This window comes from Pseudomonas sp. MWU12-3103b (assembly GCF_023100615.1).
Lineage (GTDB): Bacteria > Pseudomonadota > Gammaproteobacteria > Pseudomonadales > Pseudomonadaceae > Aquipseudomonas > Aquipseudomonas putida_A.
This window is the reverse complement of the sequence record NZ_JALMEY010000005.1, coordinates 46,568-70,522: the sequence shown is the minus strand read 5'-3', so window position 1 is coordinate 70,522 and position 23,955 is coordinate 46,568. Positions and strand designations below refer to the sequence as shown.

Below are 23,955 nucleotides of genomic sequence, written 5' to 3'. Positions count from 1 at the left end.
CGCATTCGCGAGCAAGCCCGCTCCCACAAGGGGTTACGTGTTCACTTCATGAAATTGGTGCCATGACCCAAGCACTCATCGAACTGTCCGACCTGGGCTTCAACTGGCCCGGTCACCCGCCGCTGCTGGACATCCCGGCGTTTCGCCTGGAACCGGGTGAAACCCTGTTCCTCAAGGGCCCCAGCGGCAGCGGCAAGACCACCCTGCTCGGCCTGCTGGGCGGGGTGCAGAAGCCCGGTCGCGGCAGCATTCGTCTGCTCGGCCAGGAGCTGACCGAACTCGGTGCCGGCGCCCGCGACCGCTTTCGCGTCGATCACACCGGCTACATCTTCCAGCAGTTCAACCTGCTGCCGTTTCTTTCGGTACGCGAGAACGTCGAGTTGCCGTGCCACTTCTCCAGATTGCGTGCCGAGCGGGCGAAACAGCGTCACGGCAGCGTCGATCAGGCCGCCGCCACCCTGCTCGCCCACTTGGGCCTGAAAGATGAAAGCATCCTCGGTCGTCGCGCCGATTCGCTGTCGATCGGTCAGCAGCAACGGGTCGCCGCCGCTCGTGCCTTGATCGGCCAACCGGAACTGGTGATCGCCGACGAACCGACCTCGGCGCTGGATTACGACGCTCGGGAAAACTTCATTCGTCTGCTGTTCGCCGAATGCCGCGAAGCCGGGTCGAGCCTGTTGTTCGTCAGCCACGACCAGAGCCTGGCACCGCTGTTCGACCGTCACCTGTCCCTGGCCGAGCTCAATCGCGCCGCCACGTCTGCCGAGGTCTGAGATGTATCTGTTTCGTCTGGCCATGGCCAGCCTGGCCAACCGCCGCTTTACCGCCCTGCTCACCGCGTTCGCCATTGCCCTGTCGGTGTGCCTGTTGCTCGCCGTCGAGCGCGTGCGCACCGAGGCCAAGGCCAGTTTCGCCAGCACCATCAGCGGCACCGACCTGATCGTCGGCGCCCGCTCCGGTTCGGTGAACCTGCTGCTGTATTCGGTGTTCCGCATCGGCAACGCCACCAACAACATCCGTTGGGACAGCTTCGAACATTTCGCCAGCAACCCGAAAGTGAAATGGGCGATCCCGATGTCCCTCGGCGACTCGCATCGCGGCTACCGGGTGATGGGCACCACCGAAGCCTATTTCGAGCATTACCAGTACGGCCGCCAGCAACACCTGGAACTGGCTGACGGCCGGGCGTTTGCAACCGATCCGTTCGAAGTGGTGCTCGGCGCCGAAGTGGCCGAGGCGCTGCATTACAAGCTCGGCGACCAGCTGGTGCTGGCCCATGGTGTGGCGGCTATCAGTCTGGTCAAGCATGACGACAAGCCGTTCACCGTGGTCGGCATTCTCAAGCGCACGGGTACCCCGGTGGATCGCACGTTGCACATCAGCCTCGGCGGCATGGAAGCGATTCATATCGACTGGCACAACGGCGTGCCGGCGCGCGGCAACGGCCGGATCACCGCAGATCAGGCACGCAACATGGACCTGACGCCGCAGGCGATCACCGCGTTCATGCTCGGCCTCAACAGCAAGATTTCCACCTTTGCCCTGCAACGCGAGATCAACGAATTCCGTGGTGAGCCGATGCTGGCGATCCTGCCGGGCGTGGCCTTGCAGGAGTTGTGGAGCCTGATGAGCACGGCGGAAAAAGCCTTGTTCGTGGTCTCGCTGTTCGTTGTGCTGACCGGGTTGATCGGCATGCTTACGGCGATTCTCACCAGCCTCAACGAGCGCCGCCGCGAGATGGCGATTCTGCGTTCGGTCGGTGCGCGGCCGTGGCACATCGCGAGTCTGCTGGTGCTGGAAGCCTTTGCCCTGGCGCTGACCGGCGTAATCGCCGGACTGGCGTTGCTGTACATCGGCATCGCCGCCGCGCAGGGCTACGTGCAGGCCAATTACGGTTTGTATCTGCCGCTGGCGTGGCCGAGCGAGTATGAATGGACGCTGCTCGGTGGCATTCTGGCGGCCGCGCTGCTGATGGGCAGCGTGCCGGCCTGGCGCGCGTATCGCCAATCCCTGGCCGATGGCCTGTCGATCCGTTTATGAGGATGTTCACCATGCCCCGCGCCGTGCTTGCGCTGCTGTTGCTGGTTGCCCTGCCTGTGTGGGCAGCGGCGCCGAAAGACCTGACCTGGTCTGAGATGATCCCGCCGGACGCCGCGCCGGAAGTGCCGAACATGACGCCGTTGCACGACATGTCGAAGATGAGTGATGCGCTGTCCGCCGAGTCGGCGCCAGCCGCCAAACAGGACATGCCCAATGCACCGGTAGTGCAGAGTCTCGATGGGCAGAACATCCGCCTGCCGGGCTACATCGTGCCGCTGGAGGTCAACGAAGAGGGACGTACCACCGACTTCCTGCTGGTGCCGTACTTCGGCGCTTGCATCCATGTACCGCCACCGCCGTCGAACCAGATCGTGCATGTGAAAAGCGAGCTGGGCGTGAAGCTCGACGAGCTGTATCAGCCGTACTGGGTCGAGGGACCGTTGCAGGTCAAGGCGTCCACCAGCGAACTGGCCGATGCCGGGTATCAGATGGCGGCGGACAAGATTTATGTGTATGAGCTGCCGGAGTGAATCCCGGTAGTTTTTGTATTGTTTGATCCGGCCTCTTCGCGAGCAAGCCCGCTCCCACAGGTGACCGCGTTCCAAAGTGGGAGCGGGCTTGCTCGCGAAGGGGCCGGCCAAGGTTCCACAAAAAACCGCGGCATCACTGTTTCATTGAGCTGAGTCAAAAGACCGTATCAGTTGGCTTCATACCATAGGACATCAGACATTTTTAACGTCCTTTTGGAGCTCCCATGAACAAGTCCTTGCTCAGCGCCGCGCTGTTTGCAGTCGCGCTCGCAGCCCCGCTCGCCCACGCCCACGAAGCCGGCGATATCATCGTTCGCGCCGGTGCGATCACCGTCAACCCGAAGGCCGACAGCTCCAATGTCAAGGTCGATCAGGGTCCGTTGAGCGGCACCAACCTGGGCGGCAAGGCGACCATGAGCAGCGACACCCAATTGGGTCTTAACTTCGCTTACATGCTGACCAACAACATCGGTATCGAGTTGCTGGCCGCCTCGCCGTTCGAACATGACGTGAAAATCAAAGGCACCGCGCTGCCAGCCGCCAACGGCAAACTCGGCACCCTGAAACACCTGCCGCCCACCCTCAGCGTCGTGTACTACCCGCTGGATGCGAAATCGCCGTTCCAGCCGTACATCGGCGGCGGCATCAACTACACCTGGATCTACGACGAGCACGTCGGCAGCGAAGCCCAGTCCAACGGCTTCAGCAACTTCAAGGCGAAAAACTCCTGGGGCCTGGCCTGGCAGGTCGGCGCCGATTACATGCTGACCGACAACATCATGCTCAACGCCCAGGTGCGCTACATCGACATCGACACCCGCGCGACTGTCGAGAACAACGCGGTGGCACCGGGCACCCGTGCCAAGGTCAATGTTGATGTCGATCCGTTTGTGTACATGGTGGGTCTGGGCTACAAGTTCTAAGGCAGATTCAACCAGGAACGTTCACGTGGTGGTGAATGAGGCTTTGGGTGAGCAGGCTTAGAACTGACGACGATCACTTCGTGATCGATCGGGGATAAATCCCCTCGCCACAGGATTAGCGACACATTCCGGCCGTGAAAAAGGCGCCTGTAACAAGGCGCCTTTTTCATGTCTGCGATAAACCTACTTGCCCAGCAACCGCGCCAGCCCCACACGCATCGGCGTCGGCTCTGGCAGCTTGAAGCGTTGCAGCAAACGCGCGTTATTCGCCCGCGAGTGACGGATGTCGCCGGAGCGCGCCGGGCCGTAGCTGACCGGGGGCAACTCGCCGACCACTTCCTGCAGCGCTTGCAGCATCTGCTTGAGGTTCATCGCCTGATTCCAGCCGACGTTCATCGCCCCCACTTCCACTTCAGGCTTGTCGATTGCCTGCACCAGCACGTCGACCAGATCCTCGACATAGAGGAAATCACGGGTCTGCTCGCCATCGCCGAACACGGTGATCGGCAGGCCTTTCTGTGCCCGCTCGCTGAAAATGCTGATGACCCCGGAGTACGGCGAGGACGGATCCTGGCGTGGGCCGAAGATGTTGAAGAAGCGGAAGATCACCGGCTCCAGACCATGCTGACGACGGTAGAAATCGAAGTAGTGCTCGCCGGCCAGTTTGTCCGAGGCATATGGCGTCAGCGGGGCTTTTGGCGTCTCTTCGTCAATCGACTCGCCTTCACCGTTGTTGCCATACACTGCTGCACTCGAGGCGTAGAGCACGCGCTTGACCCCGGCCTGGCGCATGGCTTCGCAGACATTCAGGGTGCCGATGAAATTGCTCTGGTGGGTCTTCACCGGATCGTCCACCGACGCCTGCACCGAGGCCACCGCCGCCAAATGCGCGACAGCGCTGCAGCCTTGCATGACCTGCGCGACCAGCGCGGCATCGGCGACGTCACCGACGATCAGTTCGACCTTCGGGTTGTCCAGCGGCAGGTTGCTGCGTTTGCCGGTCGACAGATCATCGAGAATCCGCACCGAGTGGCCGGTGGCGAGCAACGCGTCAGTCAGGTGCGAGCCGATGAAACCGGCGCCGCCGGTGATTAAAACAGGGCCTTCAGCCATGACGATAAAACCTATCCAGTAAAGCCGGGAGTGCGGCGCGCCAGGCGCGGGGCTTGATCCCGAAAGTGTGCAGAATTTTCTTGCAGGCGAGTACCGCGTGTTGCGGTTCCTCGGCGGCGTCCGGCCGCGCGGCATGGGCCTGAGCGGTCGGCGCTTCGATTGCCAGCTGATGCAGGCTGCGCGCCTCGGTCAGAATCGCCTGCCCGAGCGCCAGCGGGGTGGTCGCTTCGTGGCCGGCGTAATGGTAAGTGCCCCACAGCGGCGCTGCGCAATCGAGTTGCTTGAGCACCGAAATGATCACCCGTGCCGCGTCATCCACCGGGGTCGGATTGCCCCGGCGGTCATCGGCCATGAGCAATTCGTCCGGTTGTTCGGCGCGGGCGAGGAAGCGCCCGAGGGTACCTTCAGGGCTGTCATCGAGCAGCCAGCCGAAGCGCAGCAACACGTGTTGCGGGCAAGTGGCGCGAACACTTTGCTCGATGCGCCACAGCGCCTGGCCGCGCAGGCCCAGCGGCACCGGCTCGTCCTTTTCGCTGTAGGCAGTCGCCCGCGAACCGTCGAACACCCGATAGCTGGAAGGCTGCACGAGGATGATGTTGTGGTGCTGGCACAGCTCGGCCAGTCGCTCGATGGCGCGTTCCTGACCGGCCAGACGGCTTTCGCTGACGGTCTCGGCCTGGAACCAGTCGAAATAGTAGGCGAGGTTGATCAACGCATCCGGACGGGTATCGTCGAGCAGTTGCGTCAGGCTCGCGGCATCCCAGCCGTCTTCTGGCGGGCGGGGGGCGAGGAAACCGATGTCTTCTTCCGCACCGAGGCGAATCAGCGCCTGCCCAAGGGCATTTCCGCCGCCCAGTAACATAAGGCGCATTCGCATAGAGTCAGCAGGCCCAGTCTGATTGGAACGATGGCTTTAGCGACGGTGCTGGTGACACCGTCATCGATAATTGCCGGAATCGTTGCATTTTGCGGGTTTAGTGCGCAACCGTCACCCGTAAAGTGTAGATCCCTGGCATTTTTGGCGTTGCAGCAGGCCTCTTCGCGAGCAAGCCCGCTCCCACAGTTGACCGCATTCCCCTGTGGGAGCGGGCTTGCTCGCGAAGAGGCCCGGCCAAACGCTGAAGATCCCAGCGGTACTTGCATCTTGCCGCCCCCACCCGCATAACTTGAGCCATGAATCTGCCCATCCCCAAGGACGCGGCCCTGGCAGGCTTTCACCCCGCCGTCAGCGCCTGGTTCAGCAGCACTTTCCCGACGGTCACCGCCGCCCAGGCCCGCGCATGGCCGTTGATCCGCCAGCGCCGCTCGACGCTGATCGCCGCGCCCACCGGCTCCGGTAAAACCCTTACCGCGTTTCTCGCCGTGCTCGACGCCCTCGTCCACCGGGGTCTGGAAAACCCCGCAGGCCTGCCAGACGAAACCCTCGTCGTCTACGTCTCACCGCTCAAGGCGTTGTCCAACGACATCCGCATCAACCTGCAGAACCCGCTGGCGGGAATCACCGAACAATTACGCCAGACGGGCCTGCCCGAACTGCAAATCACCACCGCTGTGCGCACCGGCGACACCCCGCAAAAAGACCGCGCCGCCATGCGCAAGCGCGCGCCGCACATTCTGGTGACCACTCCGGAATCGCTGTACGTGCTGCTTGGCTCCGAGTCCGGACGCAAAATGCTCGGCAGCACACGCACGGTGATCATCGACGAGATCCACGCCATCGCTGCTGGCAAACGCGGCAGTCATCTGGCGCTGAGCCTCGAACGCCTGCAGGCGCTGTGCGCAGAACCACTGACCCGCATCGGCTTGTCCGCCACGCAAAAACCGATCGACGCCGTGGCGGAGTTTCTGGTCGGCACCGATCGCCCCTGCGAAATCATCGACATCGGCCACGCCCGGCCACGGGATCTGGGCATCGAGGTGCCGCCGGTGCCGTTGTCGGCAGTGATGGCTAACGACGTCTGGGAGCTGGTTTATGACCGGCTCGCCGAACTGGCCCGCGAGCACCGCACCACGCTGATTTTCGTCAATACCCGGCGCCTCGCCGAACGCCTGAGCCGACACCTCAGCGAACGTCTGGGCAAACACGCGGTGGCCGCGCATCACGGCAGCCTGGCCAAGGAATTCCGCCTCGACGCCGAACAGCGGCTCAAGCGCGGCGAACTGCAAGTGCTGATCGCCACCGCTTCGCTGGAATTGGGCATCGATATCGGCGAAGTCGATCTGGTCTGCCAAATATCCTCGCCGCGTTCGATTGCCGGGTTTCTGCAAAGGGTCGGGCGCTCCGGGCACCAGGTCGGCGGCACACCCAAGGGCCGCTTGTTCGCCACCACCCGCGACGACCTGATCGAGTGCGCCGCCCTGCTCGACTGCGTGCGCCGTGGCGAACTCGACACCCTGCACATTCCCGAAGCGCCGCTGGATGTGCTGGCGCAGCAGATCATCGCCGAAGTCAGTTGCAAGGAATGGGCGGAGGACGCATTGCTGGCGCTGTTCCGCAAAGCCTCGCCGTATCGCGATCTCGACGAAAAACACTATCAGGCGCTGCTGACCATGCTCGCCGAAGGCTACAACGGTCGTCAGGGCATTCGCAGCGCCTACCTGCACCGCGACGCCGTCAGCCGCACCTTGCGTGGCCGTCGCGGCGCGCAACTGACCGCCGTGACCAGCGGCGGCACCATCCCCGACAACGCCGACTACAGCGTGCTGCTCGAACCGCAGGGCCTGAGCATCGGCAGCGTCAACGAAGACTTTGCCGTGGAAAGTATCGCGGGTGATGTGTTCCAGCTCGGCAACACCTCCTACCGAATCCTGCGGGTTGAAACCGGCAAGGTGCGGGTCGAGGATGCTCAGGGCCAGCCGCCGACCATTCCGTTCTGGCTCGGCGAAGCCCCGGGGCGCAGCGATGAATTGTCTGCGGCGGTGGCGCGGCTGCAAGCGACTCTCGACCTGTTGCTCGGCGCCAGCCCCGGCGATCTGCAACCGGCGCTCGACTGGCTGACCGCAACCCTCGGCCTGAACCGCGCCAGCGCCGAACAACTGGTGGACTATCTCGCCCGCGCTCGCCTGACCCTCGGCGCCCTGCCCTCGCAGGACACGTTACTGATGGAGCGGTTTTTCGATGAGTCCGGCGGCACCCAATTGATCATCCATTCACCGTTCGGCAGCCGCATCAACCGCGCTTGGGGCCTGGCGCTGCGCAAGCGTTTCTGCCGCACGTTCAACTTCGAATTGCAGGCTGCCGCCAGCGAAGACGCGATTGTCCTGTCGCTGTCCACCAGCCACAGTTTCGAACTGGATGACGTCTGGCGGTACCTGCACAGCAACAGCGCCGAGCACATCCTGATTCAGGCGATTCTCGACGCGCCATTGTTCGGTGTGCGCTGGCGCTGGAATGCCGGGGTGGCGTTGGCGTTGCCGCGTTTTACTGGCGGGCGCAAAGTTGCGCCGCAATTGCAGCGGATAAAAAGCGAAGACCTGATTGCCAGCGTGTTCCCCGACCAGATCGCATGCCTGGAAAACCTCGCCGGCGAACGGGAAATTCCCGAACATCCGCTGGTGGAACAGACCCTCGACGATTGCCTGCACGAGGCCATGGACAGCGACGGCTGGCTCAATCTGCTGCGGCGCATGGAGCGCGGCGAGGTGCGGTTAATCAGCCGCGATCTGCCGGCGCCGTCACCGCTGGCGGCAGAAATTCTCAGCGCGCGGCCGTACAGCTTTCTCGACGATGCGCCGTTGGAAGAACGCCGCACCCAAGCGGTGCTCAACCGGCGCTGGAGCGATCCGCAATCCACCGATGACCTCGGTGCGCTGGACGCGGACGCTATCAACGCGGTGCGCGAGGAAGCATGGCCGACGCCGGCCAACGTCGATGAAATGCACGAGGCGCTGATGAGCCTGGCCTGCATCAGCGACCTTGAAGTTCAGGCTGGCGAACACTGGCGCGAATGGCTTGACGCGCTGACTGCGAGCGGTCGCGCCTGCCGCTTGGCCGTTCCGCCAGTAACGGCAAAAGAAAAGCTTCGCGAGCAGGCTCGCTCCCACATTCAACCGCGTTCCGCCAGTTGGAACACTGTCAACTGTGGGAGCGAGCCTGCTCGCGAAGACGGCCTCACAGTCACTACACATCCACAGCCTGGCTCGTTGTGGCTGGCGCGAGAACGCCTGACCTGCCTGTTGGCGCTTTATCCACAGGCCACGCTGCAACCGCAGCAAGAGGCCTTGCCCGGTTTCAACGAACCTTGGACGTTAGAGGAAGCGCTGGTCGAAGTGCTCCGCGCGCGACTGGGCGCATTTGGCCCGCTGCCGTTAGCCGCCATTGCCGAACCACTCGCGTTGCCGATACCGCAGGTCAATCAGGCCCTCGCGCAACTGGAGCGCGAAGGCTACGTGCTGCGCGGTAAATTCACCCCGGGCGCGACGGTTGAAGAATGGTGCGAACGGCATCTGCTGGCGCGCATTCATCGCTACACGGTCAAGCGTTTGCGCCGGGAAATCGAGCCGGTGGCTCTGCAGGATTTCATGCGTTTTCTGTTCGACTGGCAGCATCTGTCCTCCGCTACGCGCGCTCAGGGCAGCGCGGTGTTGCCGGCGATTGTCGGCCAGTTCGAAGGTTACCCGGCAGCGGCCTCCGCGTGGGACAGCGACATTCTCCCGGCACGCCTGAAAGACTATTCGCCGAGCTGGCTGGATGACCTGTGCCGCAACGGCAAACTGGTGTGGACGCGCCTCAGCGCCCGGCAGAAAGTCAGCGGCACGGCGTTGCGCAGTACGCCGATTGTGCTGCTGCCGCGCAGTCAGGTCGGACTGTGGAGTGCGCTGGCCGAGCAAACGCCGGTCAGCGAACTGTCAGCGAAAACGCAAAAGGTCTACGAGGCGCTGAGTCAGCACGGCGCGTTGTTTTTCGATGAGTTGATGCATGAAGCGCATCTGCTGCGCACCGAGCTGGAAATCGCCTTGCAGGAACTGGTCGGTGCCGGCCTGGTGAACGCCGACAGCTTCGCCGGTTTGCGCGCCCTGATTACCCCGGCGAGCAAGCGCCAGCAACTCAGCAGTCGACGCGGGCGCGGGGCGTTTGTCGGTGGCATGGACGATGCCGGGCGCTGGGCGTTGTTGCGGCGCGGGCCGCTCGTGGAGAACAGCCAGAGCGCTTCGCCGGAAACCCTCGAACATGTCGCCATGACGTTGCTGCGCCGCTACGGCGTGGTGTTCTGGCGTCTGCTGGAGCGCGAAGCGGACTGGCTGCCGAGCTGGCGCGAATTGCTGCGCACGTTTCATCGGCTGGAGGCCCGTGGCGAGATTCGCGGCGGGCGCTTTGTCAGTGGTCTGGCGGGGGAACAGTTTGCCTTGCCCGAGGCGATTCCGTTGCTGCGCGAAGTACGGCGGCGGGCGCATGACGGCAGTTTGATCGCGGTGTGCGGGGTGGATCCATTGAACCTGGCGGGGACATTGTTACCGGGAGCGAAGGTGCCAGCGTTGGTGAGTAATCGGTTGGTGTATAGGGATGGCTTGCCGGTGGCGGCGGAGATTGCCGGCAAGCAGGTTTTCTGGAGTGAGCTGGATCAGATGGCCATGGAACAGGTGCGGAGCAAGCTGATCCGGCATTGATGTCGACAGTTCCGGCCCTTTCGCGAGCAAGCTCGCTCCCACAGGGGATCTGCGTCGTTCACAAATCCAATGTGGGAGCGGGCTTGCCCGCGAAGAGGCCGGCAATCCCAGCACAAAATCCGGCGGTCAGGTACTCGACCGTTGTGGCGCCTCGCTCGCCACCAACTCCCCCTCACCCTGCCGCTTGGGCAACAAAACCTGCTGTGGATAAGTCTGCGCGAAATGCACGTCGGGACTGTTATCCACAAGCTTTTTCAAACGCTGGTTGAACGCCCGGCTCACCGCATATTGCCCGCCCGACACGGTACGGAACTGCGCCGTCAGCACTACGCCGTTCAGGTCCATCCTGTCCACCCCGAACACATCCAGCGGCCCTTGCAGGTTGTACTTGAGGAACGGGTCTTCACGGATCGAGTCGCCAGTTTCGCGGATCAGTTCGATGGCCTTGTCGACATCGGTGTCGTAAGTGAACTGCACCGAGAAAAATGCATAGGCGAACTGCCGTGATTGATTGGTCACAGCCTTGATCTGGCCGAACGGCACCGAGTGCACAAACCCCTTGCCGTCACGCAGGCGCAGGGTGCGAATGGTCAGGCCTTCGACGGTGCCGGCATGTCCGGAATCAAGCACAACCCAGTCACCGATCGACAGCGTGTCTTCAATGATGATGAACAACCCCGTGATCACGTCCTGCACCAGTTGCTGCGAACCGAAACCGATCGCCAGACCGACCACCCCGGCACCGGCCAACAGCGGCGCAACGTTGATCCCGAGGTTGGCCATGGTGGTAATCGCGCAGATCACCACCAGGATGATTTTGATCGCATTGCGCAGCAGCGGCAGGATGGTTTTCACCCGGGTGCTGGGCTGGCGCGACGAGCGCTTGCTGACCGGTGGTTTCAGCGCTTCCTGAATTGCCGTGTCGAGCACCACCCACAACAGCCATGTGACGAGGAAGATCAGGCCGATACTGCTCAACGCGTTGCTGATCGCGCGGCCGATCGTGCTGCTCTGGGCGAAGTCGAGCAGTGAAACGCCCCAGATCCGCCCGAGAATGTCGATAAAGGCAATCGCAATGACGATCCGCAGCAGCGCGTGCAACAGGCTGAGAAAGCGCTCCTTGTAGGCGCTGCTGCGTTGGATCGCTGCGGCTTTGCGCGACTTGAACAGGTGCTGGAGGATGGTGCTGAGGAACACCGTGCCGATCAGCAGCACCGTGGTGAACAGCGCACAGCGCAGGGCCTTTTGATTGTCTTCGCCGATGCCGATCAGATTCACCGCCGAAACCAGCACCATCAGCACGATCGGCCAGTACCAGAGCCCGGAAAAAATCCGCAGCGACTCCTGCAACGAAGGCTGTTTAAGACGTTGCGCCAGTGGCCGATTACGGATCAGGTGCGCCACCGGCCGACGCAGGCGAATCACCAGCAGACCAAAGATGATCGAGGCGATCAGCCCGGTGAACACCGCGACGCTGCTGGTGATGTTGCCACCCAACTGACGGGCGATCTGTGGACTGGTCAACGCGTCACTGAGGGCGGCGAGAAAGCCAATCAGGAACAGCGGCTTCGGGCAGTAGTCGCGGATGATCCGCGCGGCCGGCCGTTTGTGGCCGACGTTGAACATCACCACCACGCACAACAGCATCGAGGTGGAGAAAATCCCGCTGCTGGTGGCATACGCCAGACACAACGCCAGCGCCCGACCCACCGAGGCTTGCAGAAAGTGGCTGACGTACAGCGTCAGTGGCAGACAGATCAGCGCCGGCACTGTGTACGGCAGCAAGTAACCCACCAGATCCTGACTGCGCTGGCGGGTGCGCAGCCAACGACCCTGACTCAGCCGCTTGGCCAGCAGGCTGCCGAGCACCGTAAGCAACGCGAAGGCGCCAAGCCACACGCCGGACAGAGTCAGGAAATCCCCGGCGACGCTCCAGCCGGATCGGTTCGACGGCTGGTTGACCAGTTTGTCGACCTCATCCGCCGCGCGATCGGCACGCAGGCGCCACGCGTCGACCAGATGCTCATTGAGATCGAGTTTGTCCTGCACGTCGTCGATGCTCGAACTGATTGCGCCGAGCAGACCGCCCTGCACAATCGGCTCGGGTTTGGCCGGTTCTTCAGCAGCGGCCGGAACACCCGGCAGCGTGGCGGCTTCGAGTTCGCTGGCGCCGAGAAACAGCAGCGCTCCCAGCAAAATGGCGATCCTGAACTTGATCAAAACTCCGATCCCTCTTGGCTGAACCTGTAAGGAACTGATCGGTAATTGTCTGGCAAGTTCAAGAGCACCCTCACCCCAGCCCTCTCCCCGAGGGAGAGGGAGCCGACCGAGTTGTGCTCTCGAGCTACATCGACCTGAAATATCCAGCCGAACTCAATATTGAGTGCAACCGAGATCCGCTCCCTTCCCCCTCACCCCCTTGGGGGAGAGGGGGCCGACCGAATTGAGCTCTCGAGCTACATCGACCTGAATTATCCAGCCGAACTCAATATTGAGTGCAACCGAGATCAGCTCCTTTCCCCCTCGCCCCTTTGGGGGAGAGGTTTGGGGTGAGGGGAGCGCTTTTGACCTTTGCGTCCAAGGCAAATATCAAATGCCCAACCCTGTATTTTTCCGCACAACCCAAACCCCGACACTGCGCTCCATTCAAACCTCTACCGGAGTGCTGTCATGCCCATTGCCTTGCTCGCGCTGACCCTCAGCGCATTCGCCATCGGGACGACCGAGTTCGTCATCGTCGGCCTGTTACCCACCATTGGCGCCAATCTCGGCGTCAGCCTGCCGTCCGCCGGGCTGCTGGTCAGTCTGTATGCACTGGGCGTCGCCATTGGCGCGCCGGTGCTGACCGCCCTCACCGGCAAAGTCCCGCGCAAATTGTTGCTGCTGTCGCTGATGGTGTTGTTCACCCTCGGCAACCTGCTGGCGTGGATGGCGCCGGGTTATGAATCGCTGGTGCTGGCGCGGATCGTCACGGGTCTGGCGCACGGGGTGTTCTTCTCCATCGGCTCGACCATTGCCACCAGCCTGGTGCCCAAGGAAAAAGCTGCCAGCGCGATTGCCATAATGTTCACCGGCCTCACTGTGGCGTTGGTCACCGGCGTGCCGCTGGGCACGTTCATCGGTCAGCATTTCGGCTGGCGCGAAACCTTCCTCGCCGTCTCGGCGCTGGGTGTGATCGCCTTCATCGGCAGCCTGCTGTATGTGCCGAACAACATCGCCCACAGCAAACCAGCGTCCTTGCTGCAGCAACTGCAAGTGCTGAAACAACCGCGTCTGCTGCTGGTGTACGCCATGACCGCGATCGGTTACGGCGGCTCGTTCATCGCCTTCACCTTCCTCGCGCCGATCCTGCAGGACCTCTCCGGTTTCAGCGCCGGCACCGTCAGCCTGGTGTTGCTGGTGTACGGCGTGTCGGTGGCGGTCGGCAATATCTGGGGCGGCAAACTGGCGGACAAGCGCGGGCCGATCAGCGCCCTGAAAATCATCTTCGCCCTGCTCGCCGCCGTGCTGTTCGTGCTGACCTTCACCGCCGCCAATCCATGGCTGGCGTTGGCGACAGTGCTGGTGTGGGGCGCGGTGGCGTTCGGCAACGTGCCGGGGTTGCAAGTGTATGTGGTGCGTCAGGCTGAACATCACACACCGCAGGCAGTGGACGTGGCATCCGGGCTGAACATTGCTGCGTTCAACCTAGGGATTGCCGGCGGGGCGTGGGGCGGCGGGCTGATCGTCGAACATCTGGGCCTGATTCACACGGCGTGGATCGGTGGGTTGGTGGTGTTGCTGGCGCTGGCGCTGACCGCGTGGAGCGGGCGACTGGATCGCCTCGGTCCGGCCTATGCCGAACCGGCTCAAGGCCGAGTATTCACGGGGCATTGAGTCACTCTGTGGGAGGGGGCTTGCTCCCGAAGTCGGTGTATCAGTCGCCATTGATGTTGACTGAACGACCGCCTTCGGGAGCAAGCCCCCTCCCACATTAGCTTTGTGTTGCTCTCAGGGATGTACCGTCCGTAACGCCACCGAAACTTTCCCGAACCGCCCGCAGTCATCAACAGACACAGGCTGTACGAGGACTGACAACGGGAGGGCGGCATGGCAACGATTCACATCGGTATTTCCGGCTGGCGCTACGTTCCGTGGCGAGGGGATTTCTACCCGAAAGGACTGACGCAGAAGCGCGAATTGCAGTTCGCTTCGCGGGCGGTCAACAGCATCGAAATCAATGGATCGTTCTACGCCCTGCAACGGCCCGAACGTTACGCCCAGTGGTACAACGAAACGCCGGACGACTTCGTGTTCAGCGTCAAGGCGCCGCGCTTCATCACCCACGTCCGGCGCCTGCGCGAGATCGAAAAGCCGCTGGCGAATTTCTTCGCCTCCGGGGTGCTGGAGCTTAAGGAAAAGCTCGGGCCGATCCTCTGGCAGTTTCCGCCGAACTTCAAATTCGACCCCGAGCGCTTCGAACACTTCCTCTCATTGTTGCCCCACGATACTGCAGCGGCCGCCGCCCTCGCCCGCCAACACGATTCACATCTTCACGGCCACGCCAGCCTCAAAGCCTGGCGCAAAAAACCGCTGCGCCATGCCGTGGAAGTGCGCAATGACACGTTCATCGACCCCGACTTCGTGCGCTTGTTGAAACGCTACAACACCGCTCTGGTGATCGCCGACACCGCCGGCAAATGGCCGTACCGCGAAGACCTCACCAGCGATTTCGTCTACCTGCGCCTGCACGGCGCCGAAGAGCTGTACGCCAGCGGCTACACCGACGCCGCGTTGAACAAATGGGCTGAACGCATCGACGCCTGGCATCACGGCCGGCAACCGGGCGATGCGCATCTGATCGCGCCGCGCCTCAAGCCGCGGGCGCGTACATCCCGCGAAGTGTTCTGCTATTTCGACAACGACATCAAAGTCCGCGCGCCCTACGACGCGCGCAGTTTGCTCCACCGATTCGAGCTGGATAAATCGCTCGCCACCACCCCCGGTGAACCGGCTGCCGAAGGGGTGCTGGCATGAGTCCAGAGCCGGTCGGGTTCACCGACGAGCAGACCAGCGTTGAAGTGTCGGTGCGTCGTTTCACCGTGCTGACGGTCAACACACACAAGGGTTTCACCGCGCTCAACCGACGTTTCATCCTCCCGGAGTTGCGCGAAGCGGTGCGCAGCGTGGCCGCCGACGTGGTGTTTCTGCAGGAAGTCCACGGCACCCACGAACATCATCCCAAGCGCTACAGCAACTGGCCGACGATGCCGCAATACGAGTTCCTCGCCGACAGCCTGTGGCCGCAGTTCGCCTACGGGCGCAACGCGGTGTACCCGGAGGGCGATCACGGCAATGCGTTGCTGTCGAAATTCCAGATCATCCGCCACGACAACCTCGACGTGTCGATCAGCGGCCACGAGAACCGCGGGCTGCTGCATTGCGTGCTGCGCCTGCCCGGCGATGGCGTCGAAGTGCATGCGATCTGCGTGCATCTGGGTCTGCGCGAAAGCCATCGTAATGCGCAATTGAAACTGCTCGGCGAGCGTCTGGCGGAGCTGCCGGTTGACGCGCCAGTGATCGTCGCCGGTGACTTCAACGACTGGCGCCAGCGCGCCGACGCGCTGCTCGAACCCTGCGGTCTGCGCGAGGTGTTCGCCGAGCATCACGGCAAACCGGCGCGCAGCTTTCCGGCGCGCCTGCCGACGCTGCGCCTGGACCGCATCTACGTGCGCAACCTCAAGGCCAGCCAGCCGAAAGTCCTGGCCAACCGGCCCTGGTCACACCTTTCCGACCACGTCCCGTTATCGGTGGAGATCGAACTATGAGCAGCGCACCGCTGGAGAAATCCGCCGTGGAACCGATCAGCATCAACCCGCCGGTGCGCGAGCCCGGGCATGTCGATGTCGAGTACGGCTGGCAGGGCAATAACCGCGTCGAGTTGCTGGAAAACGGCGAGGAATATTTCCCACGGGTGTTCGACGCCATGCGTGCGGCGAAGAGTGAAATTCTGCTGGAGACCTTCATCGTTTTCGAAGACAAGGTCGGCGCAGAGTTGCAGCAGATCCTGATCGACGCCGCCCGGCGTGGCGTGCGCACCACTGTCAGCCTCGACGGTTTTGGTTGCGGCGAGTTGACCACCGGTTATCTCGCGGCACTGAGCGAAGCGGGCGTGCATCTGCAAATGTTTGACCCGGCGCCCAAGCACCTGGGCATTCGCACCAACTGGTTCCGCCGCCTGCACCGCAAGATTGTGGTGGTCGACGGACTGATCGCGTTCATTGGCGGGATCAACTTTTCCGGCGATCACCTGGCCGATTTCGGCCCCGAGGCGAAACAGGATTATGCGGTGCAGATTCAAGGGCCAGCGGTCGCTGACATCCATCATTTCGCCCTGCTGCAAAGTGGTCGTCCGGGACGCGCACGGTTCTGGTGGCAGCGCCGGCGTCAGCGCCGGGCGGACATGGCTTTCAACGATCACGACGGTCAGGTACGTCTGGTGTTTCGCGACAACGATCAGCATCACACCGACATCGAAGATGTGTACTTGCACGCATTGCGCCGGGCCAAACGCCGGGTGGTGATCGCCAACGCCTATTTCTTCCCCGGCTACCGCCTGCTGCGCGAGATCCGCAACGCCGCGCGCCGTGGCGTCGAGGTGCGGCTGATCCTGCAAGGTCAACCGGACATGCTGGTGGCCAAACTGGCGGCGCGCATGACCTACGACTACCTGCTCAAGGCCGGCGTGCAGATCCACGAATATTGCCAGCGCCCGCTGCACGGCAAAGTCGCGTTGGTGGATGAGGAATGGAGCACCGTCGGCTCGAGCAATCTCGACCCGCTGAGCCTGTCGCTGAACCTGGAAGCCAACGTGCTGATCCGCGATCGCGCGTTCAATCAGCATTTGTTTCAGCGCCTCGAAGACCTGAGCCAGAACCACTGCAAGGCGATGGACGCCAGCATGTCCCCGCGAGGACGGATCTGGCACATGACCGTAGGGTTTCTGGTGTTTCACTTCCTGCGGCATTTCCCGTCAATGGCCGGATGGTTGCCGGCGCACAAACCGCGGCTCAAGCCGTTTCGGGGGCGCACCTCATGAGCCATTCCCACGCACAGTCTGCGCCCGCCACTCACTCTCGCTGGAGTCGCTGGAAACGCCCACTGACGTTGCTGTTCTTCCTCGCGCTGATCGTGTTGCTGACGATGTTCGCCACCCGTATCGAATGGGCCGAAGTTCTGCAAACCCTGGCTGACTTTAAGGTGCGCACGCTGATCATCGCCGCCAGCCTGACCCTGCTGAGCTTTCTCACCTACGCCAGTTTCGACCTGATCGGCCGCACCTACATTCGCCAGGACCTGACCTGGAAACAGATCCTCCCGGTGGGGATCATCAGTTATGCGTTCAACCTCAATCTCAGCGCCTGGGTCGGCGGGATCGCCATGCGCTATCGGCTGTATTCGCGTTTGGGCGTCAGCAAAAGCAACATCGCCAAAATTCTCGGACTGAGCCTGGCCACCAACTGGTTCGGTTACATGACGATTGCCGGCGTGGTGTTCAGCAGCGGCCTGGTGAGCATGCCGCCGGGCTGGAAAATCAGCAGCGCCGCGTTGCAAGGCATTGGCGTGCTGTTGCTGCTGTTGAGTGCCGGTTACCTCGCCGCGTGCCAGTTCTCGAAGCGCCGCGAGTGGTCGATTCGCGGGGTGGAAATCAACCTGCCATCACTGCGCATGGCCGTCCTGCAATTGCTGCTCGGTGCATTGAACTGGTCGCTGATGGCGGCGGTGATTTTCACTCTGCTGCCGAGCAAACTGGATTATCCGTTGGTGCTCGGCGTGCTGTTGATCAGCGCGATTGCCGGAGTCATCACGCACATTCCGGCGGGGCTTGGAGTGTTGGAAGCGGTGTTTGTCGCGCTGCTGCAGCACGAAGCTTCGCGGGGCAGTCTGGTGGCGGGGTTACTGGCTTATCGGGCGATCTATTTTCTGCTGCCGTTATTGATTACGGTGGTGATGTATTTGCTGGTGGAAGCCAAGGCCAAGGCGTTGCGGATCGAGAAGAAACCGTCCTGATTTTGTGGCTATGGCTGATGGCCCCTTCGCGAGCAAGCCCGCTCCCACAGGTAGAACGCATTCCAAATGTGGGAGCGGGCTTGCTCGCGAAGGGGTTCGAAAGGGCGCCAAAGATCATGTTGCCTGAATAATGCTCAACCGCTCACCGACAACCATTTCGGTAATCCAGTCCACCAGAATCGAGGTATAGGCCTGCTGCGAAACCGGCTCGCTCAAGGCATGGTCGGCGCCATCGATGATCCGGTGCGTCAGCGAATGCGTCTGCTGACAGGCGGCACGGTAGCTCATGATCGTCGCGTGGGGCACGTAGTCGTCGGTTTCCGATTCCACCAGCAACACATCCCCGGTGAACTGCGAACAGGCGTGCAGCGCACGGTTGCTGTCTGCACGGACCAACGTCGCCCGATAGTCGCGCAGGTCGGCCTTGTCCAGTTCACGCTTGGGCGTGTGCCATTGCTCGTCGCGATACAGCGCCGGTACCCGCAGCGCCAGCCAGCGCACCGGACGCAACGAGGTGAGGATCGAAGCCAGGTAACCGCCATAACTGGTGCCAACCACCGCAATCGCCGAGGTGTCGAGCGCCGGATGCGCCAGCAGGCGGTCGTAAGCTGCGAGCAGGTCACGCAGGTTGTCTTCGCGCGTCACCCGCGTCAGCGGAATGCCGGTACCGCCGGTGTGACCGCGCAGGTCGAAGGTCAGGCATACACAACCAAGCCCGGCGATGCCCTTGGCGCGTTCAAGATCACGCTCCTGGCTACCGCCCCAGCCGTGCACAAACAACACGCCGGGGACTTTCGATTTTGGACTGAGAAACGTCCCGCTCATCTGTTCATCATCAATGTCGATCTGAATGCTTTCGCTTCTAGCCGTCATAAGATTTGACCGTTACGTATTTGAGAAGGAAGTCGCTGTTCTCCGCTGGCCCGCGATAGATTTCGATGGCGTCCGCCGGCAGGCTTTGATCGCTATAGGTTTCTACGGTCGACACGCGGATCGCGGGCATCTGCGGATCATTGACGAAGCTTTGCAACGCGGCCAATTCAGCGCTGCTGGCACCGCCCATGCGCCAGGATTGTTCGAGCACCCCGCTGCGGGGTTTGCCATTGCTGTCCAGGCCTTGGGCAATGTCGTAGTTGCGCCGCGAGGCGTAGAAATCTGGATAAGCCTCATCCGCCGCCCGGTCGAAAATCTGCGCCTGCTTGATGGCCAGTCGCACGTCATCCGGCAAGTCCAGCGCCAGCAGATCTGCGTAGCCGCCCTGCACTACCAGCAGATTCGAACCACCATAGACGTCTTCGCCATGGGCATCCTTGGTCAAGTATTGATCACCGCAGTAGCTCAGCACTTTGTCGCCGATGAATGACTGGCCAACGCTGTGGGTGAAGACCTTGCTCAAGTCCTGTTCGAGCACCACGCCATCGCGAAACAACGCTTCCGCTTCTGCACGGGCCAGTACTTCATCGAACGCGTCGAGGCTGTTGATAACTTCCTGGCCACGACCGGCACAAGCGTGAATCGGCTTCAGGCGGATCGGCCCGCTGTACAGCAAATGCTCGGCGGCGGGCCGCGCGTCTTCCAAGGCAAACACCGTCAAGCCATCAAGCACCACATCGCGCACGCGCTCGGAAAACAGCGGCGCCCAGCCTTGTGGCGCGTGAGCCAGATGACTGCGCAAGCCGTGGCTGATGGCTTTGGTGCAAATGAAATCGTGTTCGACGTACCCGCCCCACAAATCGCCGGGACCCCTGATCCCCAGATTACGCGCGCTGGCCGGGCCAACAATGGTCTGGGTCGGCAGCCAATACACATCGCGACCGCGATGCTTCTGCGGGTCAAAACTTCCGCCGAAGCTGAGTCCCAGAATCTGCGCCAGCCAGCGGGCCAGCGCCTTGTTGGTCTGCACTTCATGTTGCGGCGCCCCGGCACGAACCGAATGGGCGACGACCACTTTCCTGCTCGACATCGGGGTCATGCATCCCCCTTCAAGCCACTTGATGAATGTAATGAGAGAAGTGCAGAGATCAGGCCAATCGCCTGGCGCCGGGAATGCCCAATGATTCAATCGCTTGGAACAAGCATGGTGGCATCAGGCCTGTTTCAATCTGCACGACTGCCAGCGAATCCGCGGCAATTTGCACGAAACGGGACGTCGACTACTGCTGACTGACTTCCTTCCAGATGGCATCGAACATGACACAACGTTTGAGCATAGCCTGACGCCCGATTTGAATCGCAAGCCGCTTGGCTTCAGGCGTCTGGTGAGTCAGGCGTTGCAGAATTCCCAGCATGGTTATCGCGTGGTCCTCATCCTCTTCGATATGCAGGCGAAAGAACTCCAGGCCTTCCTCACTGACATTCAGTCCCTCCAGTGCCAGCAGAATCGGTTTGTAAATCAGCGGCACAATGGCTTCGGCTCCCAGGCAGAGTGCTGCGAGGCCCTCGACAGGATTTTCACTGCGGCAAAGCTGCATGATGCATTGGGTGAAATCCACGGTCTGAGGTAAAGGCAATTCAGCCAAGGGATGGGTGCCCAGGATCCGCAGCGACCTTTGAAACAACTCGGCATGCGTGAGCTTGTTGTCACCATCTATGCCCATTTCCTCTTGCATGTTTTCCAATAGCAATTTTATGTCGCCAAGGGACTCGAGGCGATTGAGGATCGCGCACAGAAAGCGGGTAAAGTTTCGCGAGTAGTAATGATGCTGGATCAGAAAGTAACGCATCCCCTTCAGCGAAACATGACCGTCTTGCATTGCCAGCAACAGTTCATGATTAACCAATCCATCTAACGCATCAGCGTCCAGCCATTCGCCCCATAATGTGCCTCCGGTCATGAACTTAATGACCTTCGCCCCATCGCCGCGATTCAACTCTTTATCTACTTCCAACTTTAAATTCCTTTTAATTCTTTATCAGCCATCCAGCCGATCGCAACTTTCCAGTTATTCTGCAACCCCGAAAAACTTACAAAACCGTATTCATTGTGCGTCGCTGTAAATGACCGGGCGCTCAAACCTGGCCAGAAAGTAAGCACATAGAGAGGCGAAAATGATGCACAGACCGCCTGACGCAAGAATCACAGCGCTGCTTGAGAAATGCAGTAACAGCCATCCACTCAGCAGGCTCGCCGGCGGAATCGCGAGGTAGGCAATGAGCCGTGTAACTCCGACCGTTCGCCCAAGAATGGTTTGCGGAACCACCTGCTGGCGATAGGTGAAAAAAGCGATGACCACCACGGATTGGCAACCGGTAGAAAGCGCCCACAGTGCCGAAAGTGACCACGGATCGTTGGCCATCGCCCCCATCAGCGTGAACACCCCGGCCAGCAAACAGCTTCGACGGATAAGAATGCCGGCCGGATATCTCTTCACCAGAAACGCCCCCATAGCTGATCCGGCGACGGCACCTGCACCAATGAGCCCGTAGTAATAGCCCACATCACTCAATGGCACGGCCAGTAGCGTGGTGTAGACATAGACAAGGCTGGCACCGATCAAGGCAAAACCGAAATTGCAGAAAAAGAACAGCATGACAAACGAACACAGTTCTCGCTGCTGGATGACATACAACAGTCCGGCTTTGATTTCCGTGAATACCCGCGTGGTGGCCGGCGCAGGCTTACCCTGCTCTTTCAGCAAGAAGCAAAGCGGCAGGGATAGCGCAAATCCGACAATGCTGCCAATCAGCAACTGCTCCTTGGTACTGAAGGCCAGCAAGGCTGCAACGCCGATTGGTGCAACGATGCGAATGATGTTGTCACTGGCATTGACGATTGCATTGAACCGGTGGAGTTTGGGCCCTTCGATCAGTGCGGGCGCAATACTCTGGAAGACCGGGTGGTGGGTGGCACCGACGCTTGCCAACAGAAAGCTCAGCAGTAACAGAGTAATACTCAAGCTGCTCCCGGACAGCGTAATCACGGCAGCATATATAAGGCAGCCGGTGACGATGTTGATCAGATCACCACCGATCAAAAAACGCCGTTTGCTGTAGCGATCACTCCACACACCGGCGAAGGGCGTGACCAGTATGTACGGCGCCATCGCGGCGAAAAAAGCCAGCGACGTCCAGACTGGGGAGCCGGTCTGCTCATAAACATAAAGCGGGATCAGAAACGCGATGGCCCATGAACAGATGGACGTGATGGCATAGGACGCCAGGAGTTTGAACATCTAGACAGTCTCCGCCTGCGGCGACCGTTGCGCGTCCGCGAGATGTCCACACACCGTGCAGTCCGGATTCTGTTGCCAGACTTCGGCGACGCTGATGTCCAGGTCGTCGAATGTGAATTCCTTTAGCTTGTTGGTCAATTGTGGCGGTTGGCAGCCGGTGATGATCTTGACTGTTTCGCTGACCATCATCCCGGCGGTGACAGCCACCAAAGTCACAAGAGCCGGGCCGGGATGCTCATAAGTGATGTCGTGCTGTTTGGCCATGGTCGAAACGCTGTTCACCAGGCTGCTCTTGTTACGCGCCGACGTCAGCCAGCAAGCACCGCAGCCCGAGGAGCCAGGCACCACCGAATAAAACACCGAGCGCCGTACATCAAGCCCGCCTGAAATGAAGGGTACGCCCTGTTCAACACAGGCCTCATTCAGCCAGTCGGCCATGTAGTTCGCGGGTTTATCGGCGACACAAATCACAATATCGTGGCCGCGTACGATGCCGGCGACGTCTTGCGCCGACTGGAGGCGGGTTTCGTGAGCAGTAATGTCGAGGTGACTGTTGAATTCAAGCAACCTGCGCCTGGCCGTTGCAACCTTCGGCATGCCAACGTCGGTTTCCTTGTAAAGGATCTGCCGGTTCAAATTGCTCAACTCGATCGTGTCAAAATCGAGGATCGTCAGATGGTGGACACCCAGCGCTACCAGGTCGAACAGGATATGGGTGCCCAGACCGCCGCAGCCCAGGACACAGACCCTGGCCGTGCGCAGTTTTTCCTGGTGGGTGAACTTGTTCTCGCCCACAGCCGCCATCGACCCGAAAAAGTCGATGTTGCGGGAAAATCTGATGCGATCATGATCCGAAAGAGAAGTAGTCTCAAAGGCATCCGGACTCTCGACCAGCCGGTATTTGATCAGATCTTGCGCGACGCTTCGGATTTCGTCCTGATCCACCGCGGGGTAACGGTCTGCCACTTGGGTAATCAACTCCTCAAAGGGTGTACGGCCATCAAGTGCCTTGATGAACTCCCAGACAGCACCGTGTAGGTCGGGGATTTTTGCGTATTGACCGTTAAAACGCAGAACTACCTGACCATCCAGTTTGAACGGAATAATCGTCGGTTTAAGACAAAGCTTCATATTCGAGCCTCGATCGCTATTAAAACAAGTTAGTAAAAGAACCAGGGCCGCGAAGGCCCCGGTTCTTACTGATCAGATCAGCCGATCTGAGAATCGCCAGCGGAAGATGCTTTTTCGAAAGTCATAATGATTTCCTCAAAAGTTGAAGGGCCGGTAGTCCAAGCTGTGTTCCACCGGAGTGAAGGTGTGCACACCCCAAAACTAGAATAAGTTCTTAGTGGTTGCGAACCGACCTTGTTTCTTAATATTACTCACAAAGAAAAAAATTCCTACGCCCTTACGAAGGGCCGCTATTACTTCTTACGGAAACATGCAAAAACAATGTAGGAATTATCTTCAATACTTAAACAATAAAAAATCACAGCGCGAGAATTGAGAAACAAACTCGCC

18 protein-coding genes are annotated in these 23,955 nt (G+C 60.9%); 10 read left to right on the top strand and 8 right to left on the bottom strand.

From position 1 onward, the window contains the following. The first annotated feature begins 62 nt into the window (after window positions 1-62). The 4 genes from M0808_RS10405 (at window position 63) to M0808_RS10390 (ending at window position 3,493) form a co-directional block, all read left to right on the top strand. Complete coding sequence (locus M0808_RS10405; protein WP_003228669.1) at window positions 63-773, top strand: ABC transporter ATP-binding protein; 711 nt, start codon at window positions 63-65, stop codon at window positions 771-773. 1 nt (window position 774) lies between these two features. Continuing rightward, window positions 775-2,040 carry an ABC transporter permease gene (locus tag M0808_RS10400; RefSeq protein WP_247268921.1) on the top strand — a complete coding sequence of 422 codons (1,266 nt, stop codon included), beginning with the start codon at window positions 775-777 and terminating at the stop codon, window positions 2,038-2,040. Window positions 2,041-2,051: 11 nt separating this feature from the next. Further along, a complete protein-coding gene (locus M0808_RS10395; RefSeq protein ID WP_003228673.1) occupies window positions 2,052-2,570 on the top strand; it encodes a DUF3299 domain-containing protein in 519 nt (172 codons plus the stop codon). A 224-nt stretch (window positions 2,571-2,794) separates the two neighbouring features. Beyond that, window positions 2,795-3,493: an OmpW family outer membrane protein gene (locus M0808_RS10390; RefSeq protein WP_247840983.1), complete on the top strand. Its 699-nt coding sequence runs from the start codon at window positions 2,795-2,797 to the stop codon at window positions 3,491-3,493. A gap of 183 nt (window positions 3,494-3,676) precedes the next feature. Here M0808_RS10390 and M0808_RS10385 read toward each other — a convergent pair whose 3' ends face one another. Together M0808_RS10385 and M0808_RS10380 are read right to left on the bottom strand one after the other, a co-directional pair. Then, window positions 3,677-4,606: an NAD-dependent epimerase/dehydratase family protein gene (locus M0808_RS10385; RefSeq protein WP_247840981.1), complete on the bottom strand. Its 930-nt coding sequence runs from the start codon at window positions 4,604-4,606 to the stop codon at window positions 3,677-3,679. Next, window positions 4,599-5,483, bottom strand: a complete 885-nt coding sequence (locus tag M0808_RS10380; RefSeq protein WP_027612945.1) for a sugar nucleotide-binding protein — start codon at window positions 5,481-5,483, stop codon at window positions 4,599-4,601. The genes M0808_RS10385 and M0808_RS10380 overlap by 8 nt, the downstream gene beginning before the upstream one ends. A 296-nt stretch (window positions 5,484-5,779) precedes the next feature. Between M0808_RS10380 and M0808_RS10375 the strand changes: the two genes are divergently transcribed. After that, the gene (locus tag M0808_RS10375; protein ID WP_247840979.1) at window positions 5,780-10,213 is read left to right on the top strand and encodes a DEAD/DEAH box helicase; all 4,434 of its coding nucleotides are present in this window, start codon (window positions 5,780-5,782) and stop codon (window positions 10,211-10,213) included. A gap of 126 nt (window positions 10,214-10,339) precedes the next feature. Here M0808_RS10375 and M0808_RS10370 read toward each other — a convergent pair whose 3' ends face one another. Continuing rightward, complete coding sequence (locus M0808_RS10370) at window positions 10,340-12,433, bottom strand: mechanosensitive ion channel family protein (protein WP_247840977.1); 2,094 nt, start codon at window positions 12,431-12,433, stop codon at window positions 10,340-10,342. 450 nt (window positions 12,434-12,883) lie between these two features. On the opposite strand from M0808_RS10370, the gene M0808_RS10365 reads away from it, so the two are divergent. The 5 genes from M0808_RS10365 (at window position 12,884) to M0808_RS10345 (ending at window position 18,262) form a co-directional block, all read left to right on the top strand. Next, a complete protein-coding gene (locus M0808_RS10365) occupies window positions 12,884-14,089 on the top strand; it encodes an MFS transporter (RefSeq protein ID WP_247840976.1) in 1,206 nt (401 codons plus the stop codon). A 213-nt stretch (window positions 14,090-14,302) separates the two neighbouring features. Beyond that, window positions 14,303-15,229: a DUF72 domain-containing protein gene (locus M0808_RS10360; protein ID WP_247840974.1), complete on the top strand. Its 927-nt coding sequence runs from the start codon at window positions 14,303-14,305 to the stop codon at window positions 15,227-15,229. Further along, window positions 15,226-16,020: an endonuclease/exonuclease/phosphatase family protein gene (locus M0808_RS10355; protein WP_247840972.1), complete on the top strand. Its 795-nt coding sequence runs from the start codon at window positions 15,226-15,228 to the stop codon at window positions 16,018-16,020. The genes M0808_RS10360 and M0808_RS10355 overlap by 4 nt, the downstream gene beginning before the upstream one ends. Then, window positions 16,017-17,291: a cardiolipin synthase ClsB gene (gene clsB / locus M0808_RS10350; RefSeq protein ID WP_027612951.1), complete on the top strand. Its 1,275-nt coding sequence runs from the start codon at window positions 16,017-16,019 to the stop codon at window positions 17,289-17,291. Before M0808_RS10355 ends, clsB begins: the two co-directional genes overlap by 4 nt. Further along, window positions 17,288-18,262 (top strand): lysylphosphatidylglycerol synthase domain-containing protein, encoded by a 975-nt coding sequence (locus M0808_RS10345; RefSeq protein WP_027612952.1) that lies wholly within the window; start codon window positions 17,288-17,290, stop codon window positions 18,260-18,262. The genes clsB and M0808_RS10345 overlap by 4 nt, the downstream gene beginning before the upstream one ends. 114 nt (window positions 18,263-18,376) lie before the next feature. On the opposite strand, the gene M0808_RS10340 is transcribed toward M0808_RS10345, so the two are convergent. From M0808_RS10340 to M0808_RS10320, 5 genes are all read right to left on the bottom strand, one after another. Further along, a complete protein-coding gene (locus tag M0808_RS10340) occupies window positions 18,377-19,135 on the bottom strand; it encodes an alpha/beta fold hydrolase (protein WP_047602490.1) in 759 nt (252 codons plus the stop codon). Then, entirely contained in the window at window positions 19,125-20,234 is a 1,110-nt protein-coding gene (locus M0808_RS10335; protein ID WP_247840970.1) for a DUF3182 family protein, read from the bottom strand. Before M0808_RS10335 ends, M0808_RS10340 begins: the two co-directional genes overlap by 11 nt. A gap of 181 nt (window positions 20,235-20,415) precedes the next feature. After that, window positions 20,416-21,150 carry an iron-containing redox enzyme family protein gene (locus M0808_RS10330; protein WP_247840968.1) on the bottom strand — a complete coding sequence of 245 codons (735 nt, stop codon included), beginning with the start codon at window positions 21,148-21,150 and terminating at the stop codon, window positions 20,416-20,418. A gap of 90 nt (window positions 21,151-21,240) precedes the next feature. Then, window positions 21,241-22,434 carry an MFS transporter gene (locus M0808_RS10325; protein ID WP_098965850.1) on the bottom strand — a complete coding sequence of 398 codons (1,194 nt, stop codon included), beginning with the start codon at window positions 22,432-22,434 and terminating at the stop codon, window positions 21,241-21,243. After that, window positions 22,435-23,565, bottom strand: a complete 1,131-nt coding sequence (locus tag M0808_RS10320; protein ID WP_247840966.1) for a ThiF family adenylyltransferase — start codon at window positions 23,563-23,565, stop codon at window positions 22,435-22,437. Window positions 23,566-23,955 lie beyond the last annotated feature (390 nt).